Annotated in this window: 23 protein-coding genes and 1 tRNA gene; 13 read left to right on the top strand and 11 right to left on the bottom strand. The window is 35.2% G+C overall.

Annotation, left to right across the window (positions count from 1 at the left end; all coding sequences use genetic code 11):
* From CZ809_RS05140 to CZ809_RS05110, 7 genes are all read left to right on the top strand, one after another.
* Window positions 1-2,076: a sigma 54-interacting transcriptional regulator gene (locus CZ809_RS05140; protein WP_235865800.1), complete on the top strand. Its 2,076-nt coding sequence runs from the start codon at window positions 1-3 to the stop codon at window positions 2,074-2,076.
* A 49-nt stretch (window positions 2,077-2,125) separates the two neighbouring features.
* The gene (gene fdhD, locus CZ809_RS05135) at window positions 2,126-2,959 is read left to right on the top strand and encodes a formate dehydrogenase accessory sulfurtransferase FdhD (RefSeq protein WP_199190760.1); all 834 of its coding nucleotides are present in this window, start codon (window positions 2,126-2,128) and stop codon (window positions 2,957-2,959) included.
* Between the two features lie 107 nt (window positions 2,960-3,066).
* Window positions 3,067-3,654, top strand: coding sequence for a HupE/UreJ family protein (locus tag CZ809_RS05130; protein WP_080156304.1), 588 nt, complete (start codon window positions 3,067-3,069; stop codon window positions 3,652-3,654).
* A gap of 18 nt (window positions 3,655-3,672) precedes the next feature.
* Window positions 3,673-6,048, top strand: coding sequence for a carbamoyltransferase HypF (gene hypF / locus CZ809_RS05125; protein ID WP_080156303.1), 2,376 nt, complete (start codon window positions 3,673-3,675; stop codon window positions 6,046-6,048).
* A gap of 11 nt (window positions 6,049-6,059) precedes the next feature.
* Window positions 6,060-6,401, top strand: coding sequence for a hydrogenase maturation nickel metallochaperone HypA (hypA, locus tag CZ809_RS05120; RefSeq protein WP_080156302.1), 342 nt, complete (start codon window positions 6,060-6,062; stop codon window positions 6,399-6,401).
* Window position 6,402: 1 nt separating this feature from the next.
* Window positions 6,403-7,476 (top strand): hydrogenase nickel incorporation protein HypB, encoded by a 1,074-nt coding sequence (gene hypB, locus CZ809_RS05115; protein ID WP_080156301.1) that lies wholly within the window; start codon window positions 6,403-6,405, stop codon window positions 7,474-7,476.
* Between the two features lie 264 nt (window positions 7,477-7,740).
* Window positions 7,741-8,043, top strand: a complete 303-nt coding sequence (locus CZ809_RS05110) for a hypothetical protein (RefSeq protein ID WP_080156300.1) — start codon at window positions 7,741-7,743, stop codon at window positions 8,041-8,043.
* Between the two features lie 59 nt (window positions 8,044-8,102).
* Here CZ809_RS05110 and CZ809_RS05105 read toward each other — a convergent pair whose 3' ends face one another.
* Complete coding sequence (locus CZ809_RS05105; RefSeq protein WP_080156299.1) at window positions 8,103-8,762, bottom strand: acyl-homoserine-lactone synthase; 660 nt, start codon at window positions 8,760-8,762, stop codon at window positions 8,103-8,105.
* A 474-nt stretch (window positions 8,763-9,236) separates the two neighbouring features.
* Between CZ809_RS05105 and CZ809_RS05100 the strand changes: the two genes are divergently transcribed.
* Entirely contained in the window at window positions 9,237-9,725 is a 489-nt protein-coding gene (locus tag CZ809_RS05100; RefSeq protein ID WP_080156298.1) for a hypothetical protein, read from the top strand.
* Window positions 9,726-10,387: 662 nt separating this feature from the next.
* Window positions 10,388-11,677 (top strand): GGDEF domain-containing protein, encoded by a 1,290-nt coding sequence (locus tag CZ809_RS05095; RefSeq protein WP_080156297.1) that lies wholly within the window; start codon window positions 10,388-10,390, stop codon window positions 11,675-11,677.
* A 131-nt stretch (window positions 11,678-11,808) separates the two neighbouring features.
* Here CZ809_RS05095 and CZ809_RS05090 read toward each other — a convergent pair.
* Window positions 11,809-11,882, bottom strand: a tRNA-Gly gene (locus tag CZ809_RS05090).
* Window positions 11,883-12,263: 381 nt separating this feature from the next.
* Between CZ809_RS05090 and CZ809_RS05085 the strand changes: the two genes are divergently transcribed.
* Window positions 12,264-13,613 carry a sensor domain-containing diguanylate cyclase gene (locus tag CZ809_RS05085; protein ID WP_159447935.1) on the top strand — a complete coding sequence of 450 codons (1,350 nt, stop codon included), beginning with the start codon at window positions 12,264-12,266 and terminating at the stop codon, window positions 13,611-13,613.
* Between the two features lie 29 nt (window positions 13,614-13,642).
* Here the strand turns inward: CZ809_RS05085 and CZ809_RS05080 are convergent, their stop codons facing one another.
* A complete protein-coding gene (locus CZ809_RS05080) occupies window positions 13,643-14,122 on the bottom strand; it encodes a GNAT family N-acetyltransferase (RefSeq protein ID WP_080156295.1) in 480 nt (159 codons plus the stop codon).
* A 257-nt stretch (window positions 14,123-14,379) separates the two neighbouring features.
* On the opposite strand from CZ809_RS05080, the gene CZ809_RS05075 reads away from it, so the two are divergent.
* Both CZ809_RS05075 and CZ809_RS05070 read left to right on the top strand, forming a co-directional pair.
* Window positions 14,380-14,598 carry a hypothetical protein gene (locus CZ809_RS05075; RefSeq protein WP_080156294.1) on the top strand — a complete coding sequence of 73 codons (219 nt, stop codon included), beginning with the start codon at window positions 14,380-14,382 and terminating at the stop codon, window positions 14,596-14,598.
* A gap of 112 nt (window positions 14,599-14,710) precedes the next feature.
* A complete protein-coding gene (locus CZ809_RS05070; protein ID WP_080156293.1) occupies window positions 14,711-16,015 on the top strand; it encodes an MATE family efflux transporter in 1,305 nt (434 codons plus the stop codon).
* A gap of 132 nt (window positions 16,016-16,147) precedes the next feature.
* On the opposite strand, the gene CZ809_RS05065 is transcribed toward CZ809_RS05070, so the two are convergent.
* The 5 genes from CZ809_RS05065 to CZ809_RS05045 form a co-directional block, all read right to left on the bottom strand.
* Window positions 16,148-17,176, bottom strand: a complete 1,029-nt coding sequence (locus CZ809_RS05065; protein WP_080156292.1) for a nickel/cobalt transporter — start codon at window positions 17,174-17,176, stop codon at window positions 16,148-16,150.
* A 21-nt stretch (window positions 17,177-17,197) separates the two neighbouring features.
* Window positions 17,198-17,860, bottom strand: a complete 663-nt coding sequence (locus CZ809_RS05060; protein ID WP_080156291.1) for a DUF1007 family protein — start codon at window positions 17,858-17,860, stop codon at window positions 17,198-17,200.
* Between the two features lie 178 nt (window positions 17,861-18,038).
* Complete coding sequence (locus tag CZ809_RS05055; protein WP_080156290.1) at window positions 18,039-18,503, bottom strand: MarR family winged helix-turn-helix transcriptional regulator; 465 nt, start codon at window positions 18,501-18,503, stop codon at window positions 18,039-18,041.
* Window positions 18,503-19,489, bottom strand: a complete 987-nt coding sequence (locus CZ809_RS05050; RefSeq protein ID WP_080156289.1) for a DUF2955 domain-containing protein — start codon at window positions 19,487-19,489, stop codon at window positions 18,503-18,505. The genes CZ809_RS05055 and CZ809_RS05050 overlap by 1 nt, the downstream gene beginning before the upstream one ends.
* Before the next feature lie 12 nt (window positions 19,490-19,501).
* Window positions 19,502-20,551 carry an HlyD family secretion protein gene (locus CZ809_RS05045; protein ID WP_080156288.1) on the bottom strand — a complete coding sequence of 350 codons (1,050 nt, stop codon included), beginning with the start codon at window positions 20,549-20,551 and terminating at the stop codon, window positions 19,502-19,504.
* Window positions 20,552-20,837: 286 nt separating this feature from the next.
* On the opposite strand from CZ809_RS05045, the gene lptA reads away from it, so the two are divergent.
* Window positions 20,838-21,326 (top strand): lipopolysaccharide transport periplasmic protein LptA, encoded by a 489-nt coding sequence (gene lptA, locus CZ809_RS05040; RefSeq protein WP_080156287.1) that lies wholly within the window; start codon window positions 20,838-20,840, stop codon window positions 21,324-21,326.
* A 65-nt stretch (window positions 21,327-21,391) separates the two neighbouring features.
* On the opposite strand, the gene agaF is transcribed toward lptA, so the two are convergent.
* From agaF to agaW, 3 genes are read right to left on the bottom strand one after another with little or no spacing between them, the layout of a single operon-like run.
* Complete coding sequence (gene agaF / locus CZ809_RS05035) at window positions 21,392-21,832, bottom strand: PTS galactosamine/N-acetylgalactosamine transporter subunit IIA (protein ID WP_080156286.1); 441 nt, start codon at window positions 21,830-21,832, stop codon at window positions 21,392-21,394.
* A 10-nt stretch (window positions 21,833-21,842) separates the two neighbouring features.
* A complete protein-coding gene (gene agaE, locus CZ809_RS05030) occupies window positions 21,843-22,733 on the bottom strand; it encodes a PTS N-acetylgalactosamine transporter subunit IID (RefSeq protein WP_080156285.1) in 891 nt (296 codons plus the stop codon).
* A complete protein-coding gene (gene agaW / locus CZ809_RS05025) occupies window positions 22,723-23,499 on the bottom strand; it encodes a PTS N-acetylgalactosamine transporter subunit IIC (protein ID WP_080156284.1) in 777 nt (258 codons plus the stop codon). Before agaW ends, agaE begins: the two co-directional genes overlap by 11 nt.
* Window positions 23,500-23,505 lie beyond the last annotated feature (6 nt).

Genomic DNA, 23,505 nt, shown 5'->3' with positions numbered 1-23,505 from the left:
ATGGAAAACTTTGAAAGCGATTTAATGATCTTTTCTAAGGCATTATTGTCTATAAATGACATTTCAGGTGTGATTAATTTTCTAAATAATGAACGTTTATTATTTATTGATGCTGATCGTGTTAATATTATTTTAAAAGATGACATAAGTGCTCAATCAATTTTATATTATCAAAATGCAGATAAAGAGTTCCAACGTTATGATTATTCAGAAGATAGTTTAAGTCTTCATCATGTTGTATCGTGTGAATATAGCCATTACATTAATGGTGAAGAGCTTTATCGTACTTTTCCTCAATTATCTCTTCATCCGGCATACACTAATATCCAAACATACTGTAAAATACCGCTACTAATAGCAAACCAACAGTTAGGTGCTATTGAATATATTAACCTTCGTCTACCTAATCATGATGATGTAGAAAAACAATTTAAACTGTTCAATAATATGGTTGCTGCAATGATCGAACATATTCTTGAACATCAAATTGCATCATCGCTCACTCAGCAATTAAGTAATGAGCATAAAGATTTCCAGTTTTTAGTTGATATTACAAATGCGGTTATTAATCAGAGTTCAAAAAAAGAACTGATTGGTTCATTATTGCATTTTTTATATCAACGTTTTGGAATGAATGAACTATCAATTATACAGTCTCAAGACGGCCACTATAATCAATATTCTGGTGGTGATGTTGATATTAATGGTGAAATGGATTATCAATGCCATTTTTTTACCGATGACAGTATGATTAAGAATGCGGTTCAAAATAACCAAGCTGTTATTTTGACTGCGGCTGATATTTATAAATTAAACCATGATGATAATAGTCCCTATTTTTCATCACAGGCTAAAAGTGCTTGTATTATACCTATGATATTTAGAGGGTTAACGATCGGTTATATCTGTTATGTCAAGGCAGTAGAAACACAATTTCAGCAGACGGAGATTGAGTTATTTAAGCAAATATCAGCCCGTGTTGCATTGGCTATACACAGTATAAAAGTGCATCAATCAGCAACACCGCATCGACCACAGACTAAGTTTATCAGCATTGAAGAGAGCTATGACGAGCATGCTATTTTCGATGACATTATTAGTCAAAGTGAAGTGATGAATAAAGTGTTAGAGCAAGTTGCATTAGTAGCAAGCTGTGACAGTACCGTATTAATTTTAGGTGAATCTGGTACAGGTAAAGAGTTGATTGCACGTGCGATCCATAAAATGAGTCATCGCAGTAAAACTGACATGGTAAAGATGAATTGTGCGGCGATCCCGAGTGGTTTGTTTGAAAGTGAATTGTTTGGTCATGAACGTGGTGCATTCACAGGTGCTGTAACTCAACGTGTGGGGCGATTTGAACAAGCGCATAAAGGCACACTATTTCTAGATGAAATTGGCGATATGCCATTGGAGTTACAGCCTAAATTATTACGTGTTTTGCAAGAAAATGAAATTGAGCGTGTTGGTAAAAATCAGTTGATCAGTATTGATGTTCGTATTGTGGTGGCGACTAATGTGAACCTATTAGACATGGTACAACAAAAACAATTTCGTAATGACTTGTATTATCGCTTAAATGTTTTTCCAATTGAGATTCCGCCGTTACGAGAACGAGCAGAAGATATTCCTTTATTGGTAAAACATTTTACGCGAGAGTTAGCAAAAAAAATGGGTAAAAATATTACCTCTATTGCGGTTGAAGATATGCATATTATGCAGCAATTCTCATGGCCCGGTAATGTGCGTGAGTTACGTAATGTGATCGAACGTTCAGTTATTTTGACACGAGGTCATGTGCTTAACGTGCCAACCCAAGAATTGGTTTCATCACCATCAATGTTAACTCTTACGCCAGTCGAGCCTGTGATACAAGATGTTGTATTGCCCGCTGATGTTAAATTACCGTCACCGATGATTGATAAACAAATGATAGTCGATGCATTAATTCATTGTGGTGGTGTTATTGCAGGTCCTAATGGTGCGGCGAATCAGTTGGGTTTAAAGCGAACCACATTGTTATCACGCATGCAAAAAATGGGTTTGAATAGTCAAGATTTTCGTTTAATCAATTGAATATTATAAATAAAAAATAAATATCGTAATAGATAAGTAAAGGAAAAAGATGTTGAACACCTTTGAAGCGTTACCGGAATCGATGTTTTGTAATGCAAGTGAACGTCCTATTGTACGTTACCGTAAAGGCAAAAATGATTGCAATGAACTTGATTACATTATTGAAGAAACGCCGGTTGCCATTGCTTTTAATGGTGTTGCTTACACCGTCATGATGTGCACGCCTAATGACTTAGAACAGTTTGCGATTGGCTTTTCGTTATCAGAAGGGATCATTGATCACCATCGTGATATTCATGATATTGAGATGACACCCACATGCGATGGCATCAATATTAACGTTACCATTGCTAACCGTTGTGTTGTACGTTTACAGCAAAAACGTCGCTCATTAGCAGGGCTGACGGGGTGTGGTATTTGTGGTGAAGAAAAATTAGAAACGGTATGCCGTGTATTAGCACCTGTGCCGTCATCGGTGCAATTTGATTTAAGTCATCTTGATCCTGTCTTACAACAATTATTACGCAAGCAGCAATTGAATCAACTAACAGGCTCTGCTCATGCTGCGGTGTATATCGATAACCAAGGTCAAGTCGCTGCTATTTTTGAAGATGTCGGTCGTCATATTGCATTAGATAAATTGGTGGGGTGTATTCATCAACAACAGCTAACCGGTGGCGCTGTATTGGTCACAAGTCGTGCCAGTTTTGAAATGGTTCAAAAAGCAGCGGCAGCAGGCGTTGAAGTATTATTAGCGATTTCATCAGCGACCAAAATGGCCGTTGATTTAGCGGAAAAACTTAACCTGACGTTATTGGGTCATTGTCGTAATGGCCGTGCAGATGCTTATACGCATTCTGAGCGCATTATAGGAATGATTTAATCACGCTTAGGTATTGAATTTAATGTTAATGAATAAGCTTATTATTCATTAGCAATAAATCCCCGTTAGGTCGGGTTTTCATTCTATTACACTAAGGACAAAAATAAATGAAACTTAAACATATTGTTGCCAGTGCGCTTACTCTTTTTTCACCCCTCGTTTTAGCACACCCAGGTCACATAGGTCCCCATACAACAACGGGTTTTATGACCGGTTTTGTTCACCCATTTACAGGTCTTGATCACTTATCCGTAATGATTGGTGTGGGTCTATTAGCTGCATTAATGGGCGGTAAAGCAGTATCACGTTTACCTATGGCATTTATTGGAATTATGGTTATCGGTGGTGCATTAGGTGTTGCGGGCATGGTATTACCGGGCATTGAAATGGGTATTGCTTTATCTGTTATTGGTATGGGGGCAATGTTATTAGCTGGTGGCCGTATGTCAGAGAAAGTGGCAACGGGCTTAGTAATGGCTTTCGCACTATTCCACGGTATGGCACATGGCATGGAAATGCCGCTTGACGCACAAGCACTGGAATACTTCAGTGGTTTTATTGTAGCAACGGCAATCTTACATGTGTCAGGTATTGCATTAGGTAAGTTCGTCATGACATCAACAATCAACCAACGTTTAATGCGTGTAGTTGGTGTTGTTATGGCAGCCTTTGGTGGCATATTAATGCTGTCGTAATTTAGCTGGAAAATCGCAGTGAAAGACAACTTTGCACGACAATATATTCATATTACCGGCATTGTACAAGGGGTCGGTTTCCGCCCCTTTGTCTACCAACTGGCGCTGAAATATGCGCTTGTTGGATGGGTAATTAATGATTCAGAAGGCGTCAAGATAGATGCTCAAGGTAAGATTGAAAACCTTGAACAATTTATTATTGAACTTCAGCAACAAGCACCGCTATTAAGTCGTATAGATCAAATGACAGTGATGCCATTATCATTATGGTTCAACGCAGAAAAACCAACATTATTTAGTATCGAGAAAAGCCAGTATTGTGATAGTACTACAGTGTGTGTTTCTCCCGATCAAGGGCTTTGTAATGCCTGTAAACAAGACATTATGAATCCTACTTCGCGTTATTATCGTTATCCTTTTACCAATTGTACTCATTGTGGCCCTCGTTACAGTATTACGCGATCATTACCTTATGACCGCGTAGCAACCAGTATGGCAAGCTTTGCATTATGTCATGATTGTCAACAAGCGTATGAAAATCCCCTTGATCGTCGTTACCATGCTCAGCCAATAAGTTGTGCTGTTTGCGGACCATGGACACGGTTTATTGATTATCATGATAACGCTGTATCAGATGAATTAACCCAGCAAGCGGCCATTAATCAATTAGCCAAACGTCTTCAAGCTGGGGCGGTGGTTGCGATTAAAGGATTAGGTGGTTTTCACCTTGTTTGTGATGGCACCAATCCTGATGCTGTTGCACAATTGCGCCATATTAAACATCGTCAACAAAAACCATTAGCGGTAATGGTTGCAGATATTACGTCGGCACAACAATTAGTCATTGGTGATGCGATGGAGTGGCAAGCATTGGATGCTCAGGCTCGCCCGATCGTGTTAATGCATAAATATCAAACTATTCATGGCACCCCGTCTGGTGTGAGTGTTGCTGCGAATGTTGCACCTAATGTGCCTTATTTAGGGGTTATGCTACCTTATACTCCTTTGCATTATTTATTGTTTACCGCGTTAGCTGACATTAATGCAACCGCCGTGTTAGTCATGACCAGTGCGAATGTTTCTGGCATGCCAATTGCGACAGATATTGAGCAAATTAAACACCAATTTTGGGGGGTTATTGATAGTGTACTTGATCATAATCGTCCCATTATTCATGCCTGTGATGACAGTGTCGTTCATTATGCTGGTGGAAAAATACGTACTCTACGTATGGCGCGTGGTTATGCGCCCTATAGCCATTTTGGTCATAAAGCTGAGACGATGACATTAGCTTTAGGCGCACAACAAAAATCTACGATAGCTTTAGCTTTACCTCAACAATGGGTTTTATCACCTTATATTGGTGATCTTAACAATCTTGATACTGAGCAGCGTTATCAACAAGCTGTGACTGAGTTACAAGAGCTATATCAAGTGACGGCACCACAACTTGTGTGCGATAAACATGCGGGTTACTCTTCATCAATCTACGCCAAGAAATTGATTTCTGAATCAAAAATCCCATTAAATTTATTACAAGTACAGCACCACCATGCGCATATTTTGGCTGTAATGGCTGAATTTAATTTAACCAAACCGGTGATTGGTTTTACTTTTGACGGCACAGGTCAAGGTGATGATGATACGGTTTGGGGAGGTGAAGTGTTACTAGCATCGTGCCAAGACTATCAACGTATCGGTTATTTACGTCCTTTCCGTCTTCTTGGTGGTGAAAAAGCAATAAAAGAGCCTGCACGACTATTATTTGCAATGTTACTTGAATGCTATTGTCTTGATGATATTAAAGTGATGCAGTTAAATGCTTTTTCTTCTTGGAATGATAGCTATTTCAATAATTTATATCGGTTGTGGCAAAGTGGTAGTCGTTCACCTTATACCTCATCAATGGGACGATTTATCGATGCTTGGGCTTGCTTACTTGGGTTGATTGATAAGGTTAATTATGAAGGTCAATGTGGGCTGTTATTAGAACAAGCGGCTAAACAAGATCTATGCCATATTCCATTGTCTTTTCAGATCACAGACAGCGGTATCTTTGATTGGCAGCCATTATTTGCACATGTAGTGCCGCTTGTTGGTGAAATCAATGATATACAGCATCAAATATGGATTAATAGCTTAGCACATAGTGTGTTTATGGCTATTGCTAAAATGATTGTCACGATTGCGAAACAACATCCTCACCACGCAGTTGTTCTTGGTGGTGGTGTTTTTCAAAACCGAGTATTGATGGATCAAATTTATCACCAGTTCTCTGTCCTATCGCAACCGTTATATTGTGGTGAAAAACTGCCATCAAATGACGGTGCAATCGCAGCGGGACAGTTATGGTATGCGCTTCACCATCCACTAGATTCAACTATTACCCCATAGGTGCCACTAAAATGCATGAACTATCACTAAGTATAAATACGGTTGATACCGTGGTTGAACAAGCAGAGAAACAAGGGTTTAAGCGTGTTGTTAGTGTAACCCTGACCATTGGTACTTTGTCGTGTATTGAACCTCAAGCATTAGCAACAGGGTTTGAATTTGCTTGTCGTGACACGATTGCGGAAGGCGCCCAATTGAAGATTGAATCTATTGCTGCTCGTGTATGGTGTTTAGATTGCCAGCAACATGTAGAAATTCCTGAGCGAGGGGTGAGTTGCCCGCGCTGTCACGGTTATCAACTTAATGTTGAAACTGGAGAAGAATTAATGATTAAACATATCGAGGTTGAATAATATGTGTAACGTATGCGGCTGCGGTGATAGCAGAATTGAAGGTCATTCTCACGAACAGGATTCTCACGAATATGCTCATGAACACCATGATCATCATCACCATGAACATTCACATCAGCATAACGATCAATTAGCGGTAGAAGTACCACAATCAGTTGTGATTCATCACCATTATCATCATCAAGGTGATGTTCATCATCATGTTCATTATACATTGCCTGCGGGCGTTATGCCGCAGCAACATGTGGATGGGCATCATCATGAGCATGAAAAGGGTCATATACATTCGCATGACCACGATCATCACCACGCCCATAGTCATGATCATCATCATGCAGATCATCAACCTGAGTGTTTAGATTCTGGTGATTTACATTACGGTAAGGGTGAAGCTGAAGTGCATGTTGCTGGTGTATCACAACGACAGTTATTAACATTAGAAATGGATATTCTAGGTAATAATAATCAGTTAGCAGCACATAATCGTGAGCATTTTATTGAAAACCACCAATTAGTACTAAATTTAGTATCAAGTCCAGGCTCAGGTAAAACAACCTTATTAACCGAAACATTAATGACATTAAAAGATCAGTGTGCTTGTGCTGTGATCGAGGGTGATCAACAAACTAGCAACGATGCTGATCGTATTCGAGCAACCGCTGTTCCTGCTATTCAGGTTAACACCGGTAAAGGTTGCCACCTTGATGCACAAATGATCCATGATGCCTATCATCAGCTTGCGATTAATGAACCTGGTTTTTTGTTTATTGAAAATGTTGGTAATTTAGTTTGCCCTGCAAGCTTTGATCTCGGTGAAGCCTCTAAAGTTGCGATTTTATCCGTGACGGAAGGTGAGGATAAACCGCTTAAATACCCAAATATGTTTGCAGCTGCTGATTTAATGATTATCAATAAAGTTGATTTATTACCTTATGTTGATGTCAATATAGATGATTGTATTGCTAATGCACGTAAAGTGAATCCTACAATTCAAGTTATTAAACTGTCAGCAAAAACAGGTGAAGGAATGGATGCATGGTTTAATTGGTTAAACGAAAACCGACAACAACTGTAATTATTTCGCGAATATTATTTGTTTTAAAATGCTGTAAATATATTTTATATACAGGCAGCATTTTAAATATTATCTGTTGATAAGCATGAATTAAAGTTAATTAGTGATAATGTTCAAAAATTTTTCCAAACAGACAAAGTATTACTATCATTTTTCTTATTTATCTATAGAATCCCGCGCAAACAAGCTAACAGAGCCTAAGCGTGCACCTACGTTATGCCTCTCATTAGCAATAATCTTGATGATAAACAACGTAAGTAGCCAATGAAAAAATACGCTTTTGTGACCGCATTATTATTATTAGCCGGCTGTGATATTACGACTGAAACACGTCAACCGCCGACAGTTAAAGATATTGAAATGTGTCAACAACGGATCGCTGTTAAAACAAATTATATCGTTAGCGCAATGTCTGATAACAGTGTGGATAATAAGTCGAAAGATAACCGTGGTTGGGTATATGTTAATTATCAAAAAGATAATAATCGTGGTTATTTAAAGTTTCGATGCAATGCCAACTATGTTGAAGTTTGGGCCGCAGGTGCTGCGATGTGGACTGGCCTGTAAGTGAAAATTAAGATGCTCGTACTATTATCAGTATGAGCATTTTTTGTATGTATTATGCTCTAGACATGTGTTGTTGTTAGTAGGGTGGGAAACAACGTATTTTTTTCATAATAGTATTGAATCATATATTCACCATTAACCGAGAGCGCTAAAAAATAAAGTAGTTCGTAACATTGTTTTTTCTTCACGAAATTTTCAATGGTTTTTAATGCAATCGCATTACTTAACGTCATTGGAAGGTCACAATACGGCGTGATAAACAAGCGCGTATCATTCTCTATGTTAGCAACAACTTCCACTATATTTTTATCATTGCTATCTACCACCTGTGGTGGGTTGTTTTTTGTTAATGGGTATTTAATTACCCGTTGAATAATACAGTAATGCTCATACTCAGCCCAACAACATAAAATATTGCCGAATAACGAAATGGCTTGCTTTTCTATTTCAATATAATGTGGTGCAAGATCTTCCAGTGGCACTACACCATTTATAGCTTGGGCATAATCACTAGTAATACAGTGGTATAGATTATCGGTTTGTAACGGCATTAAGTGATTAATCGTCTGTATACGAGCTGAGACTAATGTAGCAAAGAAATTACTATCACCATTTAAATGGATATGCTCATCAATGAATTGTAGAAAATTGTTCTGCAATATTTCTTGTGGCTGTGAGCCTAAAGGAATAGCTAAATTTTTGATTACACTTGTGTACATTCAATAACCGACTTAATAAAGATAATTTATAGATGAATGATAAGGTGTTCATTTATCAATTAATGCATCGATATGTATATAGTGTGACTATCATCAAATAAAATCGATGTCTGTTTTTCCATTTGTGTATTATGCGCCATTTTAGTATTAATAAGCAATACTTGTATGTTGTAAAAGTATTTTTGATGGGGTTTTATTTTTTATCAAATCGATAAATGAATACGATTGCAATAAGACTTATATCCTTGTTTATCGTTTGCAATTTTGTCATTCATCGCAAAAATAATGCTGCTTTAAATAGTGTTGAATATATATTTGTGATCGCGCCTGATTCGTTTTCATTAACTATTCTCATTATTTTATTAGTCGTTATTATATTGATATGTTTTTTAAATACTGATGCCATAAGATTTAATTTTGGATAAAACAATGTCGTGCTGGTATTGTTTATTTTATTGATGTTAAAGGAATAATATGAGTAAATTTTTTTGGTTTGCTTGGACTTGTGCCACAATGTTGCCTGTTCATGCAAATGCATCAGAATGGAATTCTTCAGGGATTGATGGGCATTATGTTTTATCGTCTTTAATTGATGAGCAAAGGGGACAACAAAAAGTGTTCTTTTCGCTTTATAAGGCAAAGTATAATAATAATGGCTTTGAGCGATTTTTGAGCCAATGTAATAAAAATGGGTTAGATAAAATTGTCTTAATGACGATTAATGGCCAAAAAGTAGAAATGGATAAGATTTGTCGTAGACCGAAAGATGGTAAAAATTATTGGGTTTATACTCCCACGACAAATGAAGGACTTGCTTTTTTAATTACGCAGTTTAAATATACAGAAACAGTCAAGATTCATAAAATTTTTGTCAATATATATAACCAAAAAACAGAATTAGATTTTAAGATTTCAGCTCAAGGATTTGTGCAATCGTGGAATAAAACAGAACCTATATTTTAATTTGTACGTGCCGTTGCATATCAAATGAAGATCAAGAGCGATATTAATTATATTGATATCGCTTTTTCATTTATTGGTTTCTGTATTTTGATAATGAGAATTGTTAATTGATATTATTATCATTATATTGAAATATTTATCGTTTATTGCTGGAATAATAAACAGATAAGAAAAATAATAGAGAGTACAATACATTATATAAGCGTTTGTTTTAGCTTGTATAATTCATTTTTATGATAAGGTTGGTTTTAATATATGTAAAATTGATATAGGTATTAATTTATAAATAATATATTATTAGTCAGAATCAGGTGTTTTTCTATTAAGTTAATATATTGAAGTTATATTACTTTTGATAAAAAGATGTGGAAGATATTGCTTATGCATATTAATCCTTATCATTTTCTTAAATTCTAATCTATTTTAAAAAACGAAATGTTTAAATACACACGTACTAACCTTAATCATAAAGGCAATAATATATATTTTACAAGTAATGTTATTGTTAATTAAATGTTTTGTTTTTAATGCGTTTAATTATATTTGTTAGATAATATAGGTAATAACCTATATTAATATAATTTTTAGGGTATACCAATACATATTGAAAAGATGTAAAAATTAATATGGTAATTTTGTTTCATTGTTACATATGAGTTATTATGATTAAAATGTATAGATTTTTTTTGATTTTATTAGTTTCTTTTTTTATTACTTTTAATTTTACAGCGATAAAAAAAGCCAAACTTGAAAATGAAGTTGAAGAATATTTTAGATACTTAACAGATACGATTTATACGTATCAAATTAATGTATTTAATTCTAAGTTAATAAAAGGTGAGAATTCCAAAGAGCTATTAATTTTTAATAAGCAACCTATTGATAATAAAGTAAAAGATATTTCTGAAACGATTGATAACTTCTTTTATATGATTAACGAAAATAGCATCATTAAAGGTAATTTATGGTCTGTCGCAAATGTTTATCCTAATTATATGTACATTAAGCCATATAGGAATGAATGTAAGAGTAAAGTAGATGAAAGAAATAATATAGGTAATCAATATTTTAATTTTTTATTAAAAAAAGAAAATATTAAACGTAACTTAGAGCGTTATAATTTAATTATATATAGAACAATGAGAGTTGAAGGACCATTCTTTCAATGTAAAACAAATGAAAAATTAATAACAATATATTATCCATTATATTTAGAAAGAAAAATAGATTCTATATTGTTATTAGATATAAAGGCTGATTTTTTGAATGATTTTTTCAGAAATTTTAATCATAAAAATATGACTAACTTTAAGTTAGATAAAACAGTAAAAATAGATGATTTTATTTATAATATTATAGTGAAACAAAAATATTTTGAGGCAATGAAAATTCCAATAAAAAGAAGCTATTGGTTTTTTTCATTAATCTGTCTAGTTGTTTTTACTTTTTTATCTGTAGTGTATGAGTTCATATTATTTTTACGGAAGAATATCAATGAAAATAAAAAAGACAAACTAACGGGATTTTATAGGAAAGATTGCTTTAATGATAATAATCGTATTGTCAGTTGTTTGATTATTATCGATATAGATTATTTTAAAAAAATAAATGATACTTATGGTCATCAAATGGGCGATTATGTGTTAACTGAAGTATCTCATCGAATTATGGCTACTATTAATAAGTCAGATATTGGGATTCGATGGGGTGGGGAAGAATTTGTTATTTTAGTAGATGATATTGTTAATATTACTCGGTTACATTTAAAATTAAATGCGCTGCTACATGCTATAAGTGATCAAAAAATATGTGATATAGATGTTACGATATCTATCGGATCTTTTTTATCATCTAGTAATATTATATTATCTGAGGCCTTTAAATATGCTGATGATGCTCTTTATCAATCAAAAAAAACTGGGCGAAATAAGTATACTATTACTGCTTATTAATATGATTAGTGGTGATTTATTTTATATAGGAGTGCGAGTAAATTTAATGATTATTTAAGAGGTTCTATTTTAGGAAGGAAGAGGAATAATTGTTCTTATAATAATAAAACAAGTAGAAATAAAATTAAGATTGGAGCGGATAACGGGAATCGAACCCGTGTCATTAGCTTGGGAAGCTAAGGTAATACCATTATACGATATCCGCTTGATATGAAAACAATAAACATTTGTTGTTATGAGGTCAATAGAAATCATGGTAATTAGTGTAATTAGTACAAATATATGAACAAAATGTATGATATCTAATATTCACTGTTTAAAATAACATCAATAAATGAATTTAATGTAAAGTTATATTTTTATAAATTATGCTGCATTTTTATGTCTTTAAAGAATATCGCACCTAAAGTTTTATCATAATATGTTTAAATTGTGACGAAATATGTATTTTAGTAGTATTTTATATTCATTGTCTTGTATATGGGATAGTATATCTGATACAAGCATATGAATGTAATTATAAACATAAGCTAATAGCTATGTGATGATTTCATCTTAGTTTTTAATGCATCCTGAAGTATTAATAATGAAGTTAAAAATTACCCCATCGAGTGTAGCAATAGTTATTTCTTTATTGTTAACGTTGATCGTTGTTGAAATGTTTTTTTTAAATGAAAAAAAACAATTTGAGCTATTGAGTAAGAAAAATGATTTAGTCTTTGAACAAGACGTATCAAAGATTATTAACAATGAAATCAATAATATGGTTATTACGTTAAAAACATTTAATTTGTTATTTAAATCAACAAATTATGATTCTTCTCAATTCAATATATTAGCAAAAGAGGTTATGACAACCAACAGTAGTGTCTCTGAGTTACAATTTGCACCATTGGGGATTATTCAACTTACATATCCTTATTCAAAAAATAACTCAGCAGTTGGTCATAACTTAAATCGGTTAAAGAAAAGACATAAAGGCGTCTCATTATCGATTAAAAATCAATCGCTTACTTTAATTGGACCGATAAGGCTCATTCAAAATAATCGTTTATCTTTTATTTTACGGTTGCCTATTTTTAATGAGAAGTCAAAGTTTACAGGGTTTATTATTGCAATCAGTGATCTGGAAGGTCTTAGTAATAAGTTACCTTTTAAAAACTTATCTTATAAAATTCAGGGGTTTGATCCTGATGGCGAAATGCTAACAATATTTGATAATATTATTGATACGAAAAAGGGACCAATATCTGTTTTTAATGTACCAGTACCTAATGGTAACTGGTTGTTTTCAATGCAAAATGATAAGTATAATGAGCAAAAGCATGTCATTATTCGTATTATATTATATTTAACGGTGTTGTCTTTTTTCTTTTATATTTACAAGCGAGAGCGGCAGCTTTTATTGACGCATAGCCATATTAGTGATGCAAATAATATACTGAAACTTGCTATTTTTACCGATGAGCTAACTAATATTTATAATCGTAGATATATGAATAACGTACTGAGGCAAATATTTTTTTCAAATATTACAGCAACACATAGTATTGCCTTTTTAGATATTGATCATTTTAAAAGGGTTAATGATACTTATGGACATGATGCAGGTGATGAAATATTAAAAGTATTTGCAAGTATTTGTTCAAATAACATACGAACGACAGATGTTATTGCTCGTTGGGGGGGGGAAGAGTTTATTTTATTTATGGAGAAAACCAGTAACATTCATGCTGAAGATGTCTGTTATCGAATTTTAAGGGCTGTTAATAAGCATTCTTTTTTATATGACGGCCAAGTTATTCATATTACTGTTTCTATCGGGTTAACTTCATTCTCACCACAAAATGATCAAATTGAGATAGTGCTTAAAAATATCGATAAAGCTGTTTATCATTCAAAAAATAATGGCCGTAACCGAATTACTACTATATAAGATTTATAAATAATAATGATTAAATTTATTTATATATAGCGAGACATACATATTGCATTATCACCGTAGTTTATAGGTGTAGTTAAGCTGTTATCAGTAATAAAATTATATCGTTGCCAAAATGCTGCGGAATTTTGAACTGAAACTAATGAAATAGACTGATAGTCCAAATTTTCAAGTACAGTAAATAGATGGCTAAGCAATAATTTTGGTAATCCTTGTCCTTGAGCCGAGGTAATGATTGCTAAATCATGTAGGTGTAGGTGATTACTCTCAATTGGTGTACTTAGTTGATCTAACTTAGGTGTTGAACCTTTATGATGAGGGTGACTAATGAGATACCCAAGGACATGCTGTTGCTCATTGATACATACAAAGCACGTTTGTGGTGATATTGTAACTTTGCTTTTTAATACTTCAATAGCTTCTGAAAAATCATCACCATAGGCTAAATGTTGAATATATTCGATTTGCTGCCAATGTGATGTCTGGATGGGGATTATTTTCATAAGTTTCTCATAGTTAGAATAAGCACTACTTATACCTAGCCATAGTTATGATTACAATCCGAACATCTTACTTAATATGGAATAAATTGTAACCAAAATTGAATGGGTGATTTTAATACGCTGATATCGAAGTTAATATTTAGGTGAACTTATAATATATTTTTAAGAATTTTGATTTCATTTTAACTTATTAATTATATTCTAAAAGTTGTTAGAATGCAGAGAGATATTACGTTATATTATTCTTTGGATTCAAGATGGCTTCCCTCGTAGGTTTTTTCTTATTACCACACCAACAATTAAAATATCGATTAATTATTGCTCGATTTGAAATCAAAGGCACGGAAAAAACGATTCGTTATTGTGTGAATCATGGGTTAAATAAAAACCTAAATTTCTTATTACATCAGTTAGATCGATATTGTGTTGAATTTGAAATGATTTATGCGTTAGTTGGTGAAATAAAACCATTATAAATCAGTTAATAATAATGTTTTTTAAGCGGTAATTATTAAATCCGTTATTCGCTTTAGATCTCATTTGAAAAATCCAGTATCATATTAATATGTTTCTCTACAGTTATTACGTATGAAAGAGCCGCAGGCCATTCCTTTAGTTGATGATGTTGATACATTGACACGATTAAAAAAAGCATTTGTTGCGGGTATTTGGGCAACATTAGCCAGTATTTCGATTGGTTTTTTGTTTAAAGTTTGGTTGGCACAGTGGGTAGCAAAAGACGATTTAGCACTATTTAATAGTGTTATTGATATTGTGTCATTATCATTAATTTTAATGACGGGCTTTCGATCATCAATGGTTGTTACTTACAGTCAGACACACAATGATCATGATATTATCAATATATTCCGCTTCAGTTTGATTATCGTTGTACTTATTACATGGGGTTTAGTTTTACCCTATATAAAACATGAATTACATATAAATGTTGGCTATTTTGAAATGGTTGGCGTTATTTTTGGTATGGGGTTAAAAATATACTTTACCAATTTAATCGCTATGTACCGTTTATACGATGTTTCAAATAAAGTGACATGGATTGAACCGACATCAAATGTTATTACCTTTGTGTGTTGTTACTATATTTTACACTTTACTGCGTTAGCTTCTCTTTTTTATAGTGTAATGGTTTCTTCATTGATTGTTGCTCATTTCATGTATTGGAAACGTAGAAAACAGATAGCGACAAAACCGTTAACGACGGTGCAGCTTGATCCTAATATGCGTAATTATGTCCGCAAAAGTTTCACGGCATCTTTAGAAGCCGGAGCCAGTATTTTAATGATTTATGCGGCGGTTCTACTAACGATCACCCATTTTAGTTTAGATGAGTTAGGTGATTTTCAAGTGGTTGTTAGACCGATATTTACTTATATGACAATGTTATTCGTATTTCCTATCTATCGATTTGTATTACCTGAATTATCGCAAAGTGTACGTAAAGGTGAGCATGCTCAAATACGTGCTATTCGTCGTTGGGTATACCGATTAGCTGTCATTGTGAGTGTGAGCTTTTTCTTGGTTATGCTTATTGGTGGTAAAGATATTGTTGGGTTTATTTTCCCTACACAATATAAAGGTGCAGAGATTGTATTATTTCATTTCTCTATTTTCTTTATTTTCATGATGCTTAATGCTTACCAGTTAGCGTATATCAAAGCTCATGGTAAATTTACATTGAGTTTAATGATTCGATTAAGTGGCATCGTTACTTTGGTGGTAAGTTATTATCTGCTGGCACTGTTTACTGCCAATGTGGTGGCAATTATTGTGGCGCTGGGTTTTGGGTATGTGATGATGTTTATTTTATCGACCGTGGCAGAGCAGCAGATTTTACGTGAATATCGACGACAAGGTGTTAGTGTTGATTGAGTGATTAAATCTCCTGATGTGAGCCAATAAAAAAGGTTGAGTGTATTGTTATTTCTTTCTTATTGAAAGTGATAGCCACTCAACCTTTTTATTTTCTAGATCAACCTAGTCGCTCTGTTGGGTATCTTTTGATTATAAGACGGGCGACATACCATAGCTGTGACCGTTAAGTAGTATGATGGCTAACAACACCAACAATATGCCCCCGAATAATTTTAGAATAATACCAGTCATTGTTCGTTGGCGTTCGTTGGTGGCTAAATAGCGGCTGACGATTTTCTTACCAGATAAGGTCAATAATGCAATGGCTGATGTGGTCAGTGCTGTTCCCACTGCCATGAGTATTGCACTTATAACGCCAAGCCAATACAGTCCAACCATATTAGCAAATAACAACACTAAAATAGCACCAGTGCAGGGACGGATACCAATACTGAAGATGATGACAATATATTCTCGTAAACTGGTCGCGTTATTAATTTCATCTGCACTAGCAAAGTGTTTATGACCACAACCACATTCACTACCATGGTTATGGTTATGGTTATGGTTATGGTGCTGTTGTTGCATTCTAAGTTGCCATGCCTGTTTTAGACTGCGGTAAATAACGATCGCTCCAAGTAACAGCATGGCCATAAAACTATAGCTAATAAATTGATCTGCGGCATCGTTGACTTGTCGCATTGAGGATTTAAAAAATATTAATAAAATACTGACTAACGTAATGGCAACCAGCGCTTGTACAAATGCTGATACCACTGTCATTACTAAACTGGCCTTTATTTTTGCAGGGTTAGTGGCGAGGTAAGTGGTGACAATCATTTTACCATGACCGGGGCCTAGCGAATGAAAAATACCATACAGAAAGCTCAAGCCTGCTAATGAATAAGCGGCGGTTATGTTTTGTTGTGCATCATAGAGTAAATCACTTAACTGACCATTAATGTCGCGTTGCCATTTAATACTTTCCATCAGTAGTGCTGGCCATTGCTGCCATAACATATAGCCACTAGCCACAAACAGCAGTAACACACTTATACGGGCTAACCATGAGACAGGTGTTGGATGAATTTTAGCGTGTTCATGCGATTGATGATGAGCACAAGATGATAGTGGAGGATTATTATCAACCTCTACAGGGGAATGATAGTCGGATTTCATTGGATAGATCCTAAATTAAAACTATTTGGTGGAAGGCGCAGTGGTGTTGATATCGCAGTGTAATTTTACTGTTTGCGTAAACACTTGCCCTAATTGATTATCAGGATCAGCATCTGCTGGAAGTGACATGGCAAAAGTTACTTGTTCTGGCGTTGGGTTTGGCTCTACTAATGTAAAACGACATGTTTTTGCTAGTTCTGGAGAAAGGATAATGTCACTTTTATTACCCCATGACATATCAACATAATAACTTGGCTCAAAAATTAATAATTTCAACGAATCTTTGGTGATAGCTTTTGGCTTTGATAAAGGTAACTCAAAAGTCAGTGTTGCTTTTGCGCGGGGTTTAACCAATTCGCCACCGGCTGGAATATGGTATTTAATTGGCGTTTCATTATCATAAAAATAAGTAAAATAGTGCGCATTTTTCATGTTTTCCATCACTGATTGGGCTGTATCTTTCAGTGTTTGCTGCTTGTTTGCTGGCGACATGTCTTCGCCATCCAGCATATAAGCAGTCGTCATGGCATCAAATGTCCATACCATCTTAAACCCTGTAATTTGAGTGCTACTTCCCTCTATGTAGGTTTTCATATTAATCCAAGAGTGGGGATGCGCTTGGCTGGTTAGGGGTAATAACGCAGCGATGGATAATATAAAACAGGGTAAGGCATTCAAACGCATCTAAGTAGGCTCCATATTCATCATTTGATGAGTGACAATAATTCTGGTAAATAGCAATATTCTTGTTATGTTATAACATAGAGCTATTAATGAATCTAGGTGAAGATATGGGCATTATTTGAAGAGTATTGAGCTGTTAACTATAGAGTACTAACAGCTCATTGCTTTATTAGGTAGATTAATTGTCATTGCCTAAAATAAAATCAGGTTTTACTAGTCGACGGCAAAGAGATAATAACTGTTCACATTCTTGTGCATTAAGGGGAGCATAAAAATCAAGTGTAATGGCTTTAATGACAATATCAGCTTGCTGCTTGACCGTTAATCCCTTAGGAGTAAGCACCAAGTACCGTGCTTTTTTATTATCGACACTTTTCTTTGCTTCAACTAAGTCTCGTTTAATGCAGTTATCGATTAAACGTTTTGTTACTGATCGCTCTCGTTGTAATGCTTCTGCGACGGTCTGTTGAGGTATTTCACCTAAATGATCTAATACTCGTAATGCACCTAGCATTTCTAAAGTGATATCAAATTTTGAATTAAGTGATTGATTAGCAATGGTTCTAAATTGTTTGTAAGTAATTCCAATGGTAAAACTTAGGCTACTATCCAATTCAGGTATATTAGTAATAACAGAATTCATTAGGATCTCTTGGTCGAACTTAAGAAATGGATTAAAAACAATATACCTAAAGTTACCGCCAGTTCCCACCCGCGTAGAAAGGTACTGTTCAAATTAAAGCTATTATTTCCTAAATAGAGTTGGATCGGTAATACTGTCGCTAAAATGGTATCAGCATGAATGTCACGCGCAATACCGTTAGTTATAGTCATCATCAATGCTAGAACAAATATCAACCCCCCAAGAATAAAAGCGTAGTAAGGAATAATGGTTTGATGTCCCATCATCAAAACTGAAAAAATCAGAGCAATCACACAACCTCCAATTTGAGTGATAAAACGTAATTTTACCGTTTTTACATAGTTAGTTCGGTTTAACTGTGTAACCGCAGCAATAACGGGTACTAGGCAAAATGTGGCTGAAATTAAGTCAACGATCATAAGAAACGCAACGCTGATCCCCAGTAAAGTTAATGTGATAAATCGGTGTCGATAACTGACATTAAACATGGGCATAGGAGTTAATGGTGGTTGTTGGGCCGTGATAGGAAATAGCCTTATCATTATTTTTGCTATTACAGCGGTAATGATCATTGCTAATAATATTTCATGGATCCTCATTGCCATATTCATATCAGTATGTTGAGCAAAAATAATGATTAAAATCCAATTAAACGTTGGCATTAATAATTGATTTAATTTTGCAGGCGTATTGGCTCGACGCCGCATAAAATCAAAGAAAAATAAGCTGATCGTCCAAATAATAAAAGGATGGTTATAAAATAAGTTACTAACAATTAACGCTGTGCTAGCGGCGATAAACGTAGGTAAGAACATTCGGCCAATACCAACCCATGAAAATTGACGCCCTTTGGTCATTAACAGTGTTGGATAAAGTGCAAAATAAACTGGCGAATTAAAATTGGCTAATTTACCTATTAGCATACAAAAGGTGATGGTTAACGCAATTCGTAACGCATTATTGGTATCACTTTTATTAAATGTCATATGCCTTACTCACTAATAAATATAGTGAAAAATAGCGACTAGCTTGATCCATATTTGCGCTATTGTATTGATAATTGGGTTACTGCTTTGAACAATAACACTGGCCCTGGCACCTGAAATTAAAGCAGGATCAAGATCATTAACCGTAATACGAGTGCGAATTTTTTGTAATTCACGGATCCAATTTTTATCATTTGCTACTGTTGATAGTTGGTTATTGGGGTTTTCAGCATCAAATTCAGCCCGATCTTGACTGCTTATCTCACCTTTGAATACTTTGCCTGGAATGGCGTCAAACGCAATATAAACCATATGTTGAGGTTGTAATTGGGTCATTCCTTTTTCATTAAAATCGGCGCTTAACCAGACATTGTTTTCATTAACGATAAACAGAGCAGGCGTACCTTGATTAATATAGCTTCCCACCTGTAGTTGTAGGTTGGTGATTGTGCCTGTGGTTTGGGCGATCACATGGGTATGTGCTAAATCTAATTGAGCTTGAGCTAGCTTAGCCTGAGCTAATTTAACTGCAGCATTGTTAGATTTGCCATTAAGCAGGGCTTTTATGCGTAGTACATCAGCTTTAGCACCTTGATAAGCACTATTTGCAACTGCTGCTTGTGTTTGTATGTCATCAAATTGTTGATGAGTCACCAAGCCTTTATTAATTAATTGCTGAAATCTAGTGAGTGAAATAGCGGCATTATGTGATTGTAATTGACGTTGTTTTAACAGCTGATTTGCAGTGACTAATTGCTGTGTTTGTGCGGAATAGTTTTGATCTGCTTGGGCTAAATCTGCTTGAGCCTGACGCACCTTAAGTGCATAGGGGGTAGGATCAATGTTAAATAGTAGCTCTCCTTTATCGATTGTTTGGCCATTTTTAACCGCCACATTGGTGATCACACCAGAAACTTGCGGTGAAATATTGGCAACAGCACGGTATAAAGTTGATTGAGTGGTAAAGGGCGCAATGTTATCACTAATCAATAAAAAGAGGGAAAAACACGCAATGATAGTGAGTACGCTATAAATAAGGTATTGATAAAATTTTTCTTTCATTTTTTTGTAACCTATACAACAATAATAGATGTAATTTAATCTTATTTTGTTGTATGTGCAACAATAATTTGATGTGTATTTATAACGTATTGATTATATGGAATATATATTTAGCGATAAGGCATGAAGTGAAACAAACAAATAGCTTTAAGATAAAACTGTAAAAATAAGTTAGAATATAAAAAGAGCGATATATTTTAAGTGCGTAAGAAGAGAAGCAATAGCGTCTTTAATTCCTTGGTATTATCGTGGCAAAATTAGCATCACATGATGAGAATAATAAATAATGAAGAAAAAGCTATTTACTGCGACTTTACTCTTACTTTTGAGTACCTCTGTTTTGGCTGCTACGGCAGAAACAGCACTACCTATCCAATTATCATCTGTTACTCAAGATGTTGATGTTGAAAATAATACGACAACACTAATCGGCAAAGTAGATATTGTTCAAGGTGGCATCACCATTAAAGCAGATAAAGCGGTGATTAAACTTAATGCGAAAACTAAAGAATTAAAAACGATTGAAGTGTATGGCAAGCCTGCTCACTTCAAACGTGTAATGAAAGATGGCAAAGTCATTAATGGTGAATCGAGTTATGGCATCTATACCCCTTCTGATAGCATGATGGTATTAAAGAAAAACGCTAAAATAACCCAAGATGGGAATATTATTCGCGCCAATACCATCAGTTATAATCTTAAAGCGCAGTTTATGAAGGCGACGGGAACTAAATCTCAGCAAGTTAAAACCAAATTATTACCGGAAACGAAGTAAATATATTTTAGAGCAGACCGTCACTATAAAAAAGCACCGAATTATCGGTGCTTTTTTTAATGTTTTTAGATACCATCTTCTTCAGGAATTAATTTGGGTTTCTTTTGTTGCTGAAATTGTTCATCTAAACTTGTTATTCCTCTATGTGCTGATGCTAATGCTTGTTGGCAAAAATCAGTTAAAGTATATTCATCTCGCTCAAGTAGCATTTCTGCTGCCATTTGTAGATTCGTGCCCGTTAATACTTTTATCTTTTCATTATGCTGACTGAGAAGTGATGCACATCTAAAAGGCGTGCCTCCCAATAGATCTGTCATAAAAACAACGCCATCATCGAGTGGTAATTGGCTGAGTGCTATTTTTATTTCTTTATCTAATTGTGCAGTGCTCATGGATTCTGAAAAATTGATACAGATAAGTTGAGGCTGATGACCAATGATTTGCTTTAAGGCTTGTTCCATACCGGATGCAAAAGCGCCGTGGCCTGTAATAATTATAGATATCATGGTTTATTCCTTAAAGTATGCCACTAAAACGACCAGCTATGCTTATTACAACTGTTACACCAATAAGTTTTAATGGACTCCAACCCCGTTTGACTAAGGCATACATAAGTAAGGTGTATAGCAAAGGTAAAAATGCAGGCATTAACTTATCCAGTACATCTGCCTGTAATTTCACAACGGCATCGCCAGCTTCAATTTCAGCAGTTGTTGATAGACGAACATAAGTGGCAACCAATGCACCAATAACGGTCATTCCGACAATAGAGGCAGCATGACCTACTTTTTTAGTATTTGCTTTGATCATTGGAATTGCAGCCACCCCCATTTTGTAAGCATAGTGAGCGAGTCCAAACCGTAATCCAAAATGTACGCTATTGAATAACAATAAGAATACAACAGCCCCCATGATTGAGCCTTGCAAAGCGAGATCGGCACCAATACCTGCACAAATAGGCAATAAAGTTAACCAGAACATAGCGTCACCAATACCTCCCATCGGTGCGCCAACGGCTATTTTCGTGCTTTGGATACTGTTAACGTTTTGTTTTGAACGCTCCATTGCCAAAATAATACCCATGACGAATGTCACTAAAAATGGGTGAGTATTGAAAAACCCCATATGACCTTTCATTGATTTGGCTAAGTCAGCTTTATTGGTATGAATTTTAGATAGACCGGGCAATAAGCCATATAGCCAACCAGAAGCTTGCATACGTTCATAATTAAATGATGCTTGGAGTAGCATTGAACGCCATGCCATACGGTTTATATCAGCAGAGGTGAGTTCTGCGCCTGTGCTTTTATCTTCGTATTCATCTTCACCAATACCAGGTGCTGGACGTACATCAGGGTTTTCGGCAGGAATAGAAGTTGCAGGGTGAGTGTGAGCATTAGATACCATCTTCGCAATCCTCTTGTGGTTTAGTTTGTTGTGCTGGTTCGGGTTTACGCATGAAGTCAATAATTGCCATCGCTGTTGCGGCAGAGGCAATGGCTAAAATAGGCAGTTGTAGCCAAGCTGCGGCAACGAATCCAAGGATGAAATAAGGAATGTAAATATTTTTCATCATGATCTTCATCAATACTGCAAAACCAACCGCAGGCATGATGCCTCCTGCAACGCCTAAACCATCAATCAGTTGTTGAGGTAGCATTTGCACCATAGTTCCCGCATGTTCAGCACCAAAGTACACAGGTAAAAATGCACATAGGAAATAGAAAGACCCAAGCACTAATAATGCTAAATAGTTAACAGTTTCAATTCCTTTAGTATCTGCATTTCCTGCCATCTGATCACATTTTGACATCACGGCAGACATTGCTGAGAACAGTAAAGTGATTCCCATTTGTACGGCAACCGCGAAAGGCACTGCTACACCAACGGCCACATTGGGTTCAACCTTTGTTGTAATAGCAAAAGCTGTGCCCACGATAGTACCAATGATGACATTTGGTGGTTGCGCGCCTGCGAGTGGGGCTAATCCCATCCAAATCAGTTCTAAAGTACCGCCAACTAAAATACCTGTTTGAAGATCGCCAAGTATCAGTCCGACAAGAGGCCCAAGAACAACGGGACGGTGAAAGTGTGTTAAGCCATTAAATAAATCTAGCCCTGCGAAAAAGGCCAGAATACCGAGTAGTACTGCTTGTAGAAATCCTATTTCCATGACGTT

Source organism: Photobacterium piscicola (assembly GCF_900166965.1).
GTDB classification, from domain to species: Bacteria; Pseudomonadota; Gammaproteobacteria; order Enterobacterales; family Vibrionaceae; genus Photobacterium; species Photobacterium piscicola.
Note: the sequence above shows the minus strand (reverse complement) of the source record. Positions and strands in the feature narration are given on the sequence as shown.